Source organism: Verrucomicrobium sp. BvORR106, from assembly GCF_000739655.1.
Lineage (GTDB): Bacteria > Verrucomicrobiota > Verrucomicrobiia > Verrucomicrobiales > Verrucomicrobiaceae > Verrucomicrobium.
In genome coordinates this window covers 33562-47784 of record NZ_BATR01000092.1, presented here as the reverse complement: position 1 = coordinate 47784, position 14223 = coordinate 33562, and the positions used below count along the sequence as shown (strand labels likewise).

At 61.5% G+C, this 14223-nt stretch carries 13 protein-coding genes; 12 read left to right on the top strand and 1 reads right to left on the bottom strand.

Annotated features, from left to right (window positions below; translation table 11 throughout):
* Positions 1-53: 53 nt before the first annotated feature.
* The 12 genes from BV106_RS14065 to BV106_RS14010 all read left to right on the top strand — a co-directional run bounded on the left by BV106_RS14065 (position 54) and on the right by BV106_RS14010 (position 12932).
* Positions 54-1205 (top strand): glycosyltransferase, encoded by a 1152-nt coding sequence (locus tag BV106_RS14065; RefSeq protein WP_265595675.1) that lies wholly within the window; start codon positions 54-56, stop codon positions 1203-1205.
* A gap of 5 nt (positions 1206-1210) precedes the next feature.
* On the top strand, positions 1211-2287 hold the full coding sequence (locus tag BV106_RS14060; RefSeq protein WP_265595674.1) for an FkbM family methyltransferase: 1077 nt from the start codon (positions 1211-1213) through the stop codon (positions 2285-2287).
* Between the two features lie 122 nt (positions 2288-2409).
* Entirely contained in the window at positions 2410-3291 is an 882-nt protein-coding gene (locus BV106_RS14055) for a glycosyltransferase family 9 protein (protein WP_265595673.1), read from the top strand.
* 34 nt (positions 3292-3325) lie between these two features.
* Positions 3326-4111 carry an FkbM family methyltransferase gene (locus BV106_RS14050; RefSeq protein ID WP_038165631.1) on the top strand — a complete coding sequence of 262 codons (786 nt, stop codon included), beginning with the start codon at positions 3326-3328 and terminating at the stop codon, positions 4109-4111.
* A gap of 117 nt (positions 4112-4228) precedes the next feature.
* Complete coding sequence (locus BV106_RS14045; protein ID WP_265595672.1) at positions 4229-5083, top strand: hypothetical protein; 855 nt, start codon at positions 4229-4231, stop codon at positions 5081-5083.
* Positions 5084-5330: 247 nt separating this feature from the next.
* Positions 5331-6113, top strand: coding sequence for a hypothetical protein (locus BV106_RS14040; RefSeq protein ID WP_265595671.1), 783 nt, complete (start codon positions 5331-5333; stop codon positions 6111-6113).
* Between the two features lie 82 nt (positions 6114-6195).
* Positions 6196-7386, top strand: coding sequence for an acyltransferase (locus BV106_RS14035; RefSeq protein ID WP_038165627.1), 1191 nt, complete (start codon positions 6196-6198; stop codon positions 7384-7386).
* A 22-nt stretch (positions 7387-7408) separates the two neighbouring features.
* Positions 7409-8542 carry a glycosyltransferase family 4 protein gene (locus tag BV106_RS14030; RefSeq protein ID WP_038165625.1) on the top strand — a complete coding sequence of 378 codons (1134 nt, stop codon included), beginning with the start codon at positions 7409-7411 and terminating at the stop codon, positions 8540-8542.
* A gap of 8 nt (positions 8543-8550) precedes the next feature.
* Positions 8551-9867 carry a glycosyltransferase gene (locus BV106_RS14025; RefSeq protein ID WP_038165622.1) on the top strand — a complete coding sequence of 439 codons (1317 nt, stop codon included), beginning with the start codon at positions 8551-8553 and terminating at the stop codon, positions 9865-9867.
* Positions 9864-11096 carry an acyltransferase gene (locus tag BV106_RS14020; protein ID WP_038165621.1) on the top strand — a complete coding sequence of 411 codons (1233 nt, stop codon included), beginning with the start codon at positions 9864-9866 and terminating at the stop codon, positions 11094-11096. The genes BV106_RS14025 and BV106_RS14020 overlap by 4 nt, the downstream gene beginning before the upstream one ends.
* A 21-nt stretch (positions 11097-11117) precedes the next feature.
* Entirely contained in the window at positions 11118-12005 is an 888-nt protein-coding gene (locus tag BV106_RS14015; protein ID WP_038165619.1) for a hypothetical protein, read from the top strand.
* A gap of 21 nt (positions 12006-12026) precedes the next feature.
* Positions 12027-12932, top strand: coding sequence for a hypothetical protein (locus tag BV106_RS14010; protein WP_038165618.1), 906 nt, complete (start codon positions 12027-12029; stop codon positions 12930-12932).
* Between the two features lie 106 nt (positions 12933-13038).
* On the opposite strand, the gene BV106_RS14005 is transcribed toward BV106_RS14010, so the two are convergent.
* Entirely contained in the window at positions 13039-14166 is a 1128-nt protein-coding gene (locus tag BV106_RS14005; protein ID WP_038165617.1) for a glycosyltransferase family 2 protein, read from the bottom strand.
* Positions 14167-14223 lie beyond the last annotated feature (57 nt).

The following is a 14223-nucleotide window of genomic DNA, read 5'->3' as shown; positions in this document are numbered from 1 at the left end:
AACCCGGCTCGTTCCTTGCTTTCATTTTCAGGCCCAAGTGGCCCCATCTCACTTTGACACGCCCCATCCTCCAGCCAAACCCTGCATTGAAGGCCTCTGAGCGTCCGCTTGTCTCCATCTGCCTGCCCACGCTGAACGCCATTGAGTTTCTGCAACAGCGGATGGATTCCATCCTTGCCCAGACGGTGCGTGACTGGGAATTGATCGTTTGCGACAGCTATTCCGACGACGGCACCTGGGAATACCTGTCCAAACTGGCATCGGATGCGCGGGTGCGCCTTCACCAGGTGCCCAGGGAGGGTCTCTACGCCGGCTGGAATGAGTGCCTCCGCCGGGTTCGAGGAGAATTCGTCTACGTCGCAACGGCCGATGACACCATGTACCCGCGGTGCCTGGAGATCCTGTCCGCCCCGCTCCTGGCCCATCCTGACGTGGACATGGTCATGACGGAGGTCGATGAAATTGGCGTCAACGACGAGATCCTGCCCCGTCCGCAGCCCCGCATCTGGAAGTATCTCGGCACGGCCCTGCAAGGCCGCCCGGGCAGAGTCTCCCGCGAGACCTTCGCCCTGCTCCTGGCGGGTTTCCCGCTGGGAATCGGCAGCATCACTGGTGTGCTCATCCGGCGCCGGCTGCTGGAGAAATCCGGCCTCTACCCCACAGATCTGTCCTATCTGGGAGATGCGGAGTGGGCCCTGCGGGCCGCTCTGGCCTCAGATGTCATCGCCCTTCCGGACCGGGTCGCCACCTGGCGCATCCGGCCCGGCCAGGCATCGAGGAAATTCGACCTGGGGCAGTCCCTGATCTTTCGCAAGGCCCTGGAGCGCGTACTTGATGATCCCCAGGGGGGTGTGCCCGACCATTGGAAGCAGGTGCCGGGCTGGCGCGAACGCGTGCTCGGCCCCAGATCCTGGGCCGCTGTGGAATATTCCGGACTCCTGCGCATGAACCTGCGCAGAAAGTCCCACCTCTTCCCGCGCCGGCTCCTCAACACCTGGCGCCAGGACCGTGCCCTGTTCTGGGAACGCGTCACCTGCCTGTTTGCACTCCCGGCAGGTTTGCGGCAGGACTATGAAACAATTGTGTCAGAACTTCTCAAAGATTTCCATGCAGAGTGGCCGCCTCGCATCGTAGAGATCCCTACGGACTGCACTGCGTCACCCGCCCCGGCCTCCCCATCTGTCAGCCATTCTTCATCGTGGTAGTTTCCGTGAATTCATCTTTGAGCGATCAACCAGAGTATCCCAGCCGCCCCGTGGTGCCCAGGAATGCTTTCAAGATCGCGTCCCTGCCCTGGCAGGCGCGGCTCTACGCCTTTGCCTACCACGGGGGCCGGCGCACCCGCAGCGGCCATCTGGTCGCGGCACTGGCCCGGCGGGCCTACCGCTTCTCGCTGCAGTTCCGCCTCCCCTCCACAGGCCATTTTGAACTGGCCCTTCCCAAGGGGGGCAAAACGATCGCGTTTGACGCCCACAACACCCAGTTCCACGCCATTTACCTGCCCAAGTACCGGTCAGGTTATGAGGTGGAGACGGGCACGCTCATCGACACCTTTGCATCCGAGACCTCCAGCTTCTGGGATATTGGAGCCAACTGGGGCTACTTCAGCCTCCATCTCGCCGCCCATCCGGAGTTTTCAGGTTGCATCCACTCCTTTGAGCCCTTTCCGCGGTCGTACCGGGATCTGGTTAGTGCTGTGGTGCAGTCAGGCCTGCAGAAGGTGATCACCTGCCACGAAGTTGCCCTGTCAGACAAGTCCGGCCAGGTGGGCATGAAGCTGGCCGACAACCTCCACAGCGGACTCGGCATGGTGGATGAATCCAGTGGCGGAGCCAGGATGGCCTGCGCCACCGCCGACAGCCTCCCCATTCCTCCGCCCTCATTGATCAAGATGGACGTGGAAGGACACGAGCTGGCTGTCCTGAGAGGCGCATCCGCCACCATCCAGTCGGCCAAGCCCTGGATCATCATGGAAAACTGGCGTGAAAAGCCCGCCAACACCCTCTCCCCTCTGCAGTGGCTGGAGGACGCGGGCTACCAGCTTTTCATCCCGGCTTGGATCGACTCCAGAGTGCCCGGAATGACGTATTTGACCCAGGAGTTCCATGCCCCGGGCCAAGGTGTTGAAAGTGCAAAACGGCTGGCTCTGGTACGGATCCGCGCCAGCCAGCGCTACCTTTTCAGTGAACACGTGAACCTCTTCGCCGCGCACAGAGACAAGGCGGAGGCACTGAAGTCAAAGTTCCCGGCCAACCAGCTGTCGAACATCCTGACTGATCCCCAGTAAGCGCCCCCCGCCCGCAGGATCAGTACTGCCCTTCCGGATCAGTGGCCGGTAAAATATCAACGATATTGCGTCGAGTTGCAGCCAGACTGCGGCGGATGGTCTTTGTTCGCTGCATGCGGGCGATGCCCCGGACCGTTCTGGCCTGCATGCGGTTGCATGCCCGCTTTCTCCCCCGCAATCTCAACGCCTACTCCGTAGCCGGCGGCCTGGGAGATGAACTGATGATCTGGGGCGTCCTGCAAGCGTACGCCGCCCGCCGGCCTTCGGCACGCGTCACGTTTCACAGTCGGTTCGCGGAGGTGCTCAGACAGGCCCCCAGCTCGATCCACGTCACCCCTTATGACGCAGGCAGCCTTCCCAAAGGCTCCACAGGACTCGGCTACGTGGGCCGGACCCAGCAGTCCATCAACGAACAGATGGCCTCCCGTCTGGGGCTGGTGCCTGAAAAGTACTCTATTCCACTCCCGAGCTATCCCATCGGTACGCCCGGAGGCCAGTACCCGAGTGCTGGCACCATCATCGTCATCCAGCCGGTAGCGAGCGCCTGGACCCCTAACAAACAGTGGCCCCTGGCCTACTGGACCAAGCTGGTGGAATCCCTCCCTCCGGATGCTACGGTGGTGGAGCTCGGGCAAAGCTCCTTCTTCCCCACTCCGCCCCGACATCCGCGTTATGTTTCCCTTGCGGGTTCCACGTCGGTACCCGCCTACCTCGCAGCCATATCGCATGCCACGGTGTTCGTGGGCCCGCCCTCCAGTGGCATGCATGTAGCCCATGCCTACGGGATCCCTTCCGTGATCATCGTAGGCGGTTACGAAGCCCCCGTCTATCCCTACCCGAGAGCCATCCAGCTGCACACCGAGATGCCCTGCTCCCCCTGCTGGCTCTGCACCGCCTGCCCCTACGACCGGGCATGTCTCCGAAAAATCACACCTGAAGTGGTACTGGACGCTGTGCAGACTCAACTGGAAGCTGTCAGAAGCAACACCCTGGCCCATAGGTGACCGCCCTTGTGCTCCTGCAACCGTCTCCCCCCTGATGCCCCTCCCCTACCACAGGCAGTTTGCGAATCTTAAGAGTTACCTTGCTGCTTACGGCGGGCTCTATGGTTTCTGGGCTTATTTTAGCCTGCGCCTCGGTCAGAAGGGCAAGCTCGTGAAAGTGAAACCTCCCGGCGCGCGGCATCCAGCTACCGTCCGCAGGGCGACCGTAGACGTCGGCGTGTGGGATGAGGTGTTCATCTCCGGCGAGTATGCTCCTCCCTCGGCCCACTCTGCCCCGGAGTACATCATCGATGCAGGAGCCAACATCGGGCTCACTTCCATCTTCTATGCCATCGCCTTCCCCAAGGCCACCATCATCGCCATCGAACCGGCCGAGGAAAACTGGGACCTGCTCCAGCGCAATGCCAGCGCCTATCCCCAGATCAAACCCACGCTCGCGGCCCTCTGGCCCACCACGACCCGGGTCAACATCGCGAACCCGACCGATGCCAGCGTGTCCTTCTACTGCAGTGAGACCAATGGCGATGGCACTGTGCAGACGGTAACCGTACCGGGGTTGATGCAACAACATGAGATGCCCCACATCGACATCCTCAAAGTGGATGTGGAAGGGGCCGAGAAAGCCATCTTCTCAGCAGCGGCTCCGTGGATCGGAAAGGTGAGACGGTTCGCCATCGAATTTCACGACCGGAAGGTGCCCGGATGTCGGGCCAGTTTTGAGGCCGTCGTGCCTCCCTCAACAAGCGAGTGCATAAGAAAGGGACAAACCGATCATATCACGATGAAGAGTGAGTCAATCCCCCTCAATTCTCACCCTTGATATTGAGACAACAAATCGAGAACGTTCTCGCTTAGCACTTGTTTTCGCTGTAGCATTGCTATTCTAACAAAGCGCCCGTTTATGGTGCTTTTCTCCATGCCCGCTCCATCCACATCCATGCCTCGCCGTTCACTGCACCGGGGTATCATCTATGTGGCTACAGGCGAGAAGCATCTTCAGGAAGCGCTGATCTCAGCACGGCAGGCGGCGAAGTTGATGCCTGACCTTTCGCTCTCGATCTTCACCGACCAGACCGTCCCGGAAGGATTGTTTGATCACGTCTTTCCGGCCGCGACGGGAGAAATGGGACGACGGGCCAAGATCCGGGCCATGATCGAGAGCCCCTACGAGCAGACCCTCTATCTGGACACTGACACCTACATCTGCCAGCCTTGTGAGGATATCTTCTGGGCGCTGGAGCGGTTCGATCTGGCAGTGGCCCATGAGGTGTACCGGAACGAGTACAAGTTCGAAGAGTTTCCGGGTACCTTCCCCTCCTTCAACACCGGTGTCGTGGTCTTCAACAAGAATCCACTGGTGTCAAAGTTCCTCGCAGACTGGGAAACAAGCTACGAGACGGTGTTCTCCAAGAAGCGCAAGGCGGATCAACCTGCGTTCCGCCACACGTTGTTTCACTCCAAAGTGAACTTCTACGTCCTCCCAAACGAGTACAATTTTCGGACCAATTATCCGGTCGTGCTCGGAGGTTTTGCCTCGGTGAAGATTCTGCATGACCGCAGCCCCTGCCTGGAAGATCTGGCTCAACTACTGGGTCACGACACTAGCCACCCACCACTTTACTATGGCCCGGTGCACGTCAGGTTCTTCCTCACCTGGTGCCGTATCCGCCTCAAGACCTTGGCGAAACGCGCCCAAAGCCTGGGTCTAACTGGCACCCTCAAGCGCGTCTTCGGCCGCAAGTCGGCTGGCTGGAACACCAGCAGCTCGGAAACAAGCACTGCCCGGCAATAAGCCGCATGGCGCCGGAGCAAAAGAAGCATGCCGCATACACCCATGGGAGTATATCACGGCAGCTTTTCGACTTTTATCGCTTCCATTAAAATACATACTTGCATTTCAACTGTGATAGAGTTCTTATGCTCTAAAGCATCACCCTATATCCCCCTCGGATGGGAGCCTGATCGCTTATCATGCCTCCTCACAGGAAGTTTTTCCACTCACGCTGAATGCAAGAAGCTGTCGCTGGCCCTTTTGAAATATGAGCGAAGTAGGTTTGCACTACGTCGCGACCGGCTTGCGACACCTACAGGAAGCAGTGGCCTCACGGAGAAGCGCGAAGCTCCAGATGCCAGGGCTGCCGGCGGCGATATTCACCGATCTGGTGGATCATCCGCTCGCCAAGGAATTTGATTTTGTGTTTCCGGTGGTGAAGGCGGAACATTCTTTCCACGACGTGGTCGAGCCCCTGCTGCGCAGCCCTTTTGAGAAGACGCTGCACCTGGACACGGACACCTATGTCTGCGATGACTGCAGCGAGATCTTTGAGGCGCTCAACCATTTTGAGATCGCGGTGGTGCATGACCCCTGGCGCAGTGACCTGGCCATCGAGACGCTCCCGCAAAGCCTTCCCACCATCAACGGCGGCGTTATCGCCTACCGGATCACCCCCTCCGTGCGGGCGCTGCTGGAAAGCTGGCCCCGGATTCACAAAGAGAAGTTCGCCTGTGGCACACGGCAGAATCAGCCCTCCCTCCGTGAGGCCGTGTACCTGAGCGATGCCCGGGTGCTGATCCTGCCGCCGGAGTACAACCTGCGCGTCTGGCACCCCGTCGCGATTGGTGGGTTCTCCAAGGTGAAGATCATCCATGACCGGCGGAGCGATCTGCCGAGACTGGCGAAGGAACTCAATCAAGGGCACAAGCCCCGCGTGTTCGGCCGCATCGACTGGAGACTTTACTTTTACTACCTGCGGTCCCGTGTGTTCAAGGTGGTGGGTCGCATGCTGGGCAAGACAGGTCTGAAGAGCAAGTTCTCGTTCTGAGGAAGCGGATCGCCGTCAAAAAACGGGATCAGGAGAAGGGTTGCTGCTGCACCCTTGCAAAAAGCAGCTATCAACGGTTGGCATGTCCGAAGCAGTCAGTTCCGCACCTGCCGTGCGTCCTCATCCCGCGCTGGAGGGAGAGACGGCGACAGGCCCTCACTCCGACAAATCGCACGCGCAAGGGCAGCGCCAGCCTGGGCTGGACATCCTGCGCTGCCTGGCTGTCGTGATGGTGCTGGGGTCCCACTTCCCCGTGTGCCCTGAGGAAATCAGCCGCCCAGTTCACGAGTTGACGCAGATGTTGCGCACCGGCGGCTGGGTGGGGGTGGACCTTTTCTTCGTCCTAAGCGGCTTTTTAGTGTCTGGATTAATATTTTCGGAGTGGCATAAAACGGGCGGAGTGAGAGTGGGCCGCTTCATGATCCGCCGTTCGTTCAAGATCGTGCCCTCCCTTTACTGCCTGATTGGCGTGACCGTCCTGATCCAGTACCTCACGGGTGGCGGCATCCCATGGAAGGGCATCGCTGGAGAGCTGTTGTTTCTCCAGAACTATTACCACCGGCTCTGGCAGCATACTTGGTCCCTGGCGGTGGAGGAGCACTTCTACACGCTGGTGGCCCTGGTGGCGGCGTGGTGTCTCTGGAAGAGAAAGCCATGGCACAATGGGCTGGCGTTGACCCTGGCCCTCGTGGCGGTCTGCGTCCTCTGCCTGGGGGTGCGCATTTACAATGCTTCCGTACATCCAGGATTCGCGGAATACCTCCATCTGTACAAGACCCATCTGCGCCTGGATACGCTGGCCTTTGGGGTGCTCATTGCCAGCTACTGGCACCGGCCAAACTCCTGGCTGCCAGGGTGGGCCAGGCAACGTACCCTGTACCTCATCATCGCCGGCGCGGTGGGCTTCATGCCCTTTTTCCTCATCCACCGCCAGACCCACTGGCTGATGTACACCGCAGGACTTACCCTTCTGGCGCTGGCCTCCGGGGCGCTGCTGCTGGGTCTGGCGACGATGAAGCCCAGCCAGCACTGGCTGGTGGCGGGGCTCACCTTTGTGGGGAGAAATTCCTACGGCATCTACCTCTGGCACATGGCCCTGCCCCGCTGGCTGGGCCTGATTCCTGGGAGCAACCCGCAAGGCGGCCTGAACTGGTGGACGCTTACGGCGATCTACTGGGTGGGAGCCATCCTGCTGGGAGTGATCTCCACCCGGTTGGTGGAGACGCCCTTCCTCGCCCTACGCAATCGCTTCTTCCAAGCACGCCCTGCCTGACCTCACTTTCATCCGTCAACTGATGTCCCCCCCGACCCCCACCCGTTCAGCCAACCACCGTGTGCTGCTGGTCATGGATCTCATTCCGCGCGGTCGCCGCACCTGGGAGGCATGGCTGCTGGATCTGGCCGGGACCCTCACGCGACGCGGCTCGCAGTTGTGCCTTTTCCTGCCGGAAGCCGGACCGGAGTGGTTCCAGGAAGAACTGGAGGCAGCGGGCGGCAGACTGAAATGGGATCCCGTGCTCCGCGGCCGTTTCGACAAACCGGCGGTGCTGGCGGCCATTCAAGAGCTCCAGCCCACCACGGTGGTGGTGGGGTTCTATCCCATGCTCAGCCCCACGGTCCTGAGCACGGTGAAAACACGGCCGGTGGCGGAAGCCTACTACATCGATCAAAGCTCCCTGGAGATCCCCGTCCGCAGTGGATGGAAGGGGCTGGCCACGCGGCTGCGGGGGCGCCTGTTTTCCCGCCGGTATGACAAGGTCATCACGGTCTCCGACTTCAAGGCGGACCGGCTCACGAGCCGACTGGGCATTCCCAGCGGACGGCTCAAACGCATCTACAACGGGGTGCCTCTGGAACGCTTTCAATCGCCACCGGCCGCAGATGGGCGGCGCGATGCGATCGTGTTTGCCGGACAGATCGCCTCCTACAAAGGAGTGACCACCCTGCTGGCGGCGTATCGACAACTGGCGGACCGGTGGCCGGACTGCCCCAGGCTCCAGTACGCCGGAGAAGGCCCGCTCAAGGAGCCGCTGATCCAGGAGATCCGAGACAGCCCCCTGGCGGGCAAGGTGGAGTTTCTGGGGCAAAGACAGGACGTACCGGAGCTCATGATGAGTGGTCGGTGCGTGGTGATCCCCAGCGAGTGGGATGAGGCCTGCGCCTTCTCCGCGCTGGAGGCCATGGCGGCCGGGCGGCCCGTCATCACCTCGGATGCCGGATCACTCCCCGAACTGATGGGGCCCAACGGGGTCGTCTTCAAGAAGAAGGATGTCTCAGGCCTGTCCACCGCTCTGGAGACTGTCCTCCGGGGGAAGACGTCGACGTCCTTTGATGAGAAAGCTGCCCGACTGCGTGAACGGGCCTTTGAGCACTTCACTCTTGAGCGCATGACTAAAGAATACGCGGACCTGCTGGCTCCGATGAAATAACCGTGCGGATGCAGCTTCTCAAAACCAGGCTGAAAGACGCACTCACGCATCATCGTGGGCTGCGCAATGCCAAAGCCCTGCTGCAGCATGCAGCGGGCGTGCTGCGCCGGGATCGAGTACAGGACCTGCTGGCCTATCAGGGAGCGGAGTCCAAAGGGATCGAGCGGCGGGTGAACCCCCACCGGCATGGCGGCAGCCTGTTGGACGAGCAGGCCGTGGCCCCCCTGCTGGAGCGCTACCGGCAGATCTATGACGGGGATCCGGTGCTCTCCAGAACGTTGATCCTGAAACCGCCGGGACCGGACGGTGAGAAAGGCGTGCTCTATGTGGCCTTTGAATACAACCTGTACCGCCTGCTGCGGGGGCTGCTCGATCCGGCTGCCCTGCTGAGCCGGTATGATCTGGTCCTCTCCACGAGCTGGTCCCCCACGAGCTACGCACTGCTGGAGTGGGCCCTGCACCGGGTGCCGGGCACGCTCTACTTGGAAGCTGGCAACCCGGCAGAGATGGCCAAGCTGGAGGCCTACCACCCGAGGATCAAGTGCGTGAGCACCATGCCGTGCGAGTGGATCCATCCCGGCAACTTCGCCCCGCGACCCCATGCAGCCCGCACCTATGACGTGCTCATGGTGGCGAACTGGGCTCCGTTCAAGCGGCACTACGAACTCTTTGCCGCGCTGGCGAAGCTCCCCGCGTCACTGAAGGTCGTCCTCATCGGGCAGAAGGAGGCGGGGCGGACGGCGCAGAGCATCATCGCCACGGCGCGCGACCTGGGGGCAAAGCAAGAGCTGGAGGTCTTGGAAAGCCTGCCCATCCAGAGGGTGCGGGAGATCCAGTGCGACAGCAAGACAGCGGTGCTGATGAGCAGGCGCGAGGGGAGCTGTGTGGCGGCGATGGAGGCGCTCTTTGCCAACACCCCCATCGGCATGCGGAGTGACGCCCACGTAGGATCCAGGAAATATGTGAACGAACACACGGGGAGGCTCTTCAACCCGCGACGGGGTATTCACCACGAACTGGCCGCCCTGCTGGAGGCCGCCCCATACCTGGAACCGCGCCGCTGGGCGGCAGACCACCTTTCCTGCCACCAGGCCATCACCCGGCTCAACCACGAGCTCAAAGATCACGCCACCGGGCAGGGTCGGCGGTGGACGCGGGATCTGGCTGCCATGTGCTGGAACCCCTACCCCACCTATGTGCGGGAGGCGGATGCCCAGGAACTCCGCCCTCTCTACGAAGGCTTGTTCCAGGAGTTCCCCGGAGTCTTCACCTCGAACCTCATCGCCCCCTCCCTGTCTCCCGCCGTGGAGCTTCGAGCCTCATGATCTCGCCATCCAGCCAGCGGAACCTGATGCTCGATGTCATTCGGGCATTTGCCGTGCTCATCGTGCTGGTGCACCACATCGACGGCAACCTCAGTGTGACCCGGGCGGAGCAGGCTGCCTTTGCGCCCTTCGCCCCGCTCTTCGTCCCGGGCTGGGTGGGAGTGCCCATCTTTTTTGTCCTCTCCGGTTTCCTGATCGGCTCCCTCTTGATCCAGGAGCAGGTCAGGACGGGTTCTGTGAATGTGGGGCGGTTCCTCATACGCCGGGGCTTCAAGATCTACCCGCCTTTCTACATCCTCCTGGCGGGATACATCCTGCTGCTGGTGGCCGGAAGCTCCCGTCCGGATCCGGAGCGGCTGCTGCGGGAGGTCTTCTTCCTCCAGAACTATGGCTCCGGGGGGCTCATGGATGTGACCTGGTCCCTGGCGGTGGAGGAGCACTTTTATTTCCTCTTTGCCGCCCTGGTGTGGCTCAGCCTGCGGCGTCGCACGAAGGTGGCAGCAGAGGGCGGGAGCCAGGTGAGCACTGCTGGGGTGTTTGGCTTCCTGCCCTGGCTGGCGGCCGGCTTCGCGCTGATCTGCCTGGTGCTGCGGATTGTGGAGTTCTCCGCGTATGTCCCGGGCTCTCTGGACAACACGATGAAGAACACGCACCACCGCATCGACGCCCTGTTCATCGGGGCGGCGCTGGCGTATCTGCACTGGCGGGGCACCACGTGGCGTCTGCTGAACCGGCCTGTCTGGAAGGCGGCAGCGATCATCCTGACGCTCACGACCTTCGTGCTGGTGGCGATATCCGGGAACAGCGGGTTTGAGCGGTTCCATAAGGTGACATGGCTGTACCTGCTGGTGTCTCTGGCCACGAGCTACGTGGTCTATCTGGCTCTGGTATGGCAGGGCCACAGCAACGCCGTGCTCAAGGGACTGGCTTCCGTGGGAACGGCCTCCTACTGCATCTATCTCGTCCACATCCCCGTGTATCGGGTAGTGGCCAAGCTGCCTTTCTTCCAGTCCCTGCCATTCCCGCTGGCGGGCAAGATCTTTTGCGGGTTGGCACTGTCCATCGTGACGGGCTTCGTCATGACCCGCCTGGTGGAGACACCTTTCCTGCGACTGAGGAACCGCCTCTTCCCCACCTCCACCTCAGCACTGAGCCCGGCCGTGCCACCCGGCACTCCACCGCTGCAATCGCCGCCGTCTCCAGAGCCCCCGCCCAATCAAATCACGTAGGTCTGGCTCATGCTTAGTATCATGTCATTGGAACTTCTGCGTAAATTCCTCCGCAGTTGGCTCTCGCTTACCGCCCCCATCGCTGTGGCCATGGATGCCACTCAGGCCGACTTCGATGTTCACCTGCTCTGCTGCAGGAAGGACGTGCCCATGGCAACAGCAGGACTGATCAGCTTCTGCAAGGCCTGGACCGGGGGCCCCTTCGCGCTCCACATCCACAGTGACGGGAGTCTGGCACAGGAGGACATCGCCTTCCTCCAGAAGCGCTTCACCGGAGTGCAGGTGCATTCAAATCTGGATCCCACGATCCGCGAGATCATGACGGCGGAGTTGCCCGTCGGAGCCCGCGTGCGCTACTCGCAGAAGTCAGTGCTTCTCCAGAAGATCCTGGACCCCTACTGCCTGTCCGGCTCCCGTCCCATCATGATCCTGGACTCAGACATTCTGTGGTTCAAGCCCCCCCGACTGATGGTAGAGCACATCGAGCGCGGTTGCCCGCACCCGCTGGTCAGCCGGGGCAATGGAGATACGCCCTTCAACTTTGGCAGTCATGCCGGTTTCCCGCCAGAATGCTCCCGGCTGAATTCTGGAGTGGTGTTGTATCGCCGGTCGCAACTCGACCGCAGCATCCTGGAAAGTTTCCTTGAATCCGCGAATCTGGAGATTCGCCTGAATTCCCACTTTGTGGAACAGACCGCCTATGCCCTGGCACTGCGGGAATTCCAGTTCCTGCCCTACAGGCAATACACCATTGACCTCCCGAAAGACGGCCAGACGATCTTCCGTCACTACACAGGTCCGCGGCGGGATGAGTGGCTCAAGGAGAACCTGCGGTTCCTGCTGAAACTCCCATTCCAAAGACCGGCACAACGTGAAGCGTCTCCACAACCGGTGCCGGCCCCTGTCTAACAGAAGTGCTGGAGACTCGCGATGAAAGCAACACCCCCTGCCCGCTCCCGGAAACTGGCCAGCTACGCCCCATGGGGGCTGGCTGCGGGCATCGCTCTGGCGTTGCTACTCCCCCTCCCCCAGCCTGCTGAGTCAGGCTGGGAACCGCTGCTCTGGGACTGGGGCCATGTGCCGCTGTTCGCCGCGCTGGGGTGGAGTCTTGTCCCGAGACGGGGAACAGAGGGCGGCAGTTCCCGGAGGCTGCTCGCGCTGCTGTGTCTGGTGATTCTCCCCTTTCTGCTGGAGGGGATGCAGGCGCTCACGTCCCGCAATCCTGACTGGCTCGATGGTCTGCACGGCGTGCTGGGCGGACTGGCGGGTTATTCGATCCGCCTTGCCGGGCATCGCTCCAGAGGTGGACGGTGGGGGCTGGTAACGATGGCCACGATGCTGATCCTCATCGCCTCGTGGCCGCTGATCTGGTATGGCACCGCCCTGATCTCAGGCAGGAATGGCTTCCCACAATTGACCCCGTTTGAGTGGTATGGGACCACCCCTTTCTGGGCGATGGAGATGGAGGGAACGGAGCGTCCCCTTGAGTATGAAGCGAGCGCGGTCGTCCTCCCGGTAACGCTGAAGGGGCACACCAGCCTGCAACACTGGCCGCCGCAGGAGAGCTGGGCTGGCCATACGCGGCTCTCCATCCAGTGCCGTCTGGCGGCCCCCTCCTCTTTTGTATTGGGCGTACGGGTGGACGGGGAGAAGCCCACCCAAAGCCTACGGCTCCAGGCCACGGTGAACCCAGGTGGCAATGACCTCCAGATCCCCCTCACAGAGGGTGGCGACGCCAGCACAGTGCTCCAGAGGGTACACAAGCTGACGCTCTTCACTCAGGACGCCGACACACAAGGCCGGCTGGTGATCGAGAAGATCCAACTTCTGCCGTGAGCCCTGGCCCCAGGCGGAAGAGACCTTGTAGAAAACTCTGGGTCAGATAATCGACTATCTGTCGGGCGGGCTTCATGAAAAGCCCGCTTCAAACCAAACCCCAAACTCAGTGCTCGTAACGCTTCAGCGTGTGCAGGCCCAGCAGGCCGAGGCACAGCAGGAGGGGCACGCTGAGGAAGTGGACAATGGCCACGAGGGTGTGGGTGAGATTCAGGCCCGCGAAGCTGGAGCCTGCCCAGATGACGAAGACGGAGAGCACCACCAGGGCGATGGCCAGCATCACGCCTGAGAGCAGGAAGAAGAGCGTGCCCTCGTCCATGTTGATCAACCAGCGGGTGATGCCAGACGGCTTGTCGCTGGATCGCAGGTAGCACATGCAGGAATACATGTAGAACTGCGTGCCGACGAGGCCAGCTAGCAACAGGAGCGCCTGACTGTGGAGATCAAAGATATTGAGCCCCAGGAAATTCACGGGGCCAGTGATCACGGCCAGGATCTGCAAGAGGGTGGCGAAGACGACGGCAATGAGGCCGAGCCACTCAAACATCTGGGGCCGCTCTGAGAAGATGAAGAGCAGGTGCCGCATGCCATCCCGCCAGGTGCGCAAGTGAGGCACACGGTCGGGCGGGTTGGGGTTCAGGCCGGAGGGGATTTCCACGTACTGAGCCCGGTGCTTGAGCGCCTTGATGAGCAACTCCGAGGCGAACTCCATGCCGGAGGAACGCACCGCCCAGGCCTGAAACGAGGTCTTACGCAGGCAGCGGAAACCGGAATTGCAGTCGGAGAGACGCCCCTGGAAAAAGAGATTGATCAGGGAGGTGAGCACCGGGGTGCCCAGATAGCGATGCAGCGTGGGCATGGCTCCGGGCTTGATCTCTCCCTTGATGCGCGAGGCGATGCCCATGTCCGCCCGCGCGGATGAAGTCGCCTCATAGAGCGGCAGGGCGTGCTCGTAGAGGTAGGTGTTGTCCGCATCGGCGAACATCACATACTCTCCCTCAGCCGCCTCAATTCCGCCACTGAGCGCGGCCCCATAGCCTCTTCTCGTGACCGGCACGACCCGGGCTCCCAGCGAGGTGGCTATCTCCCGAGAGCGGTCGGTGCTGCCATTGTCCGCCACGACGATCTCATAGCGGAGCCCGGCCGCTTTTTCCAGCGACTGGCGCACCTTGGCGATGCACTCACCCAGGGATTTTTCTTCATTGAGACAGGGGAAAACAAATGTCAGATCCACGGCGCGGCAATCTGGGGAGTTTGGTGAACGAAGCGAGTCTTTTTTCGCTTCAAAATT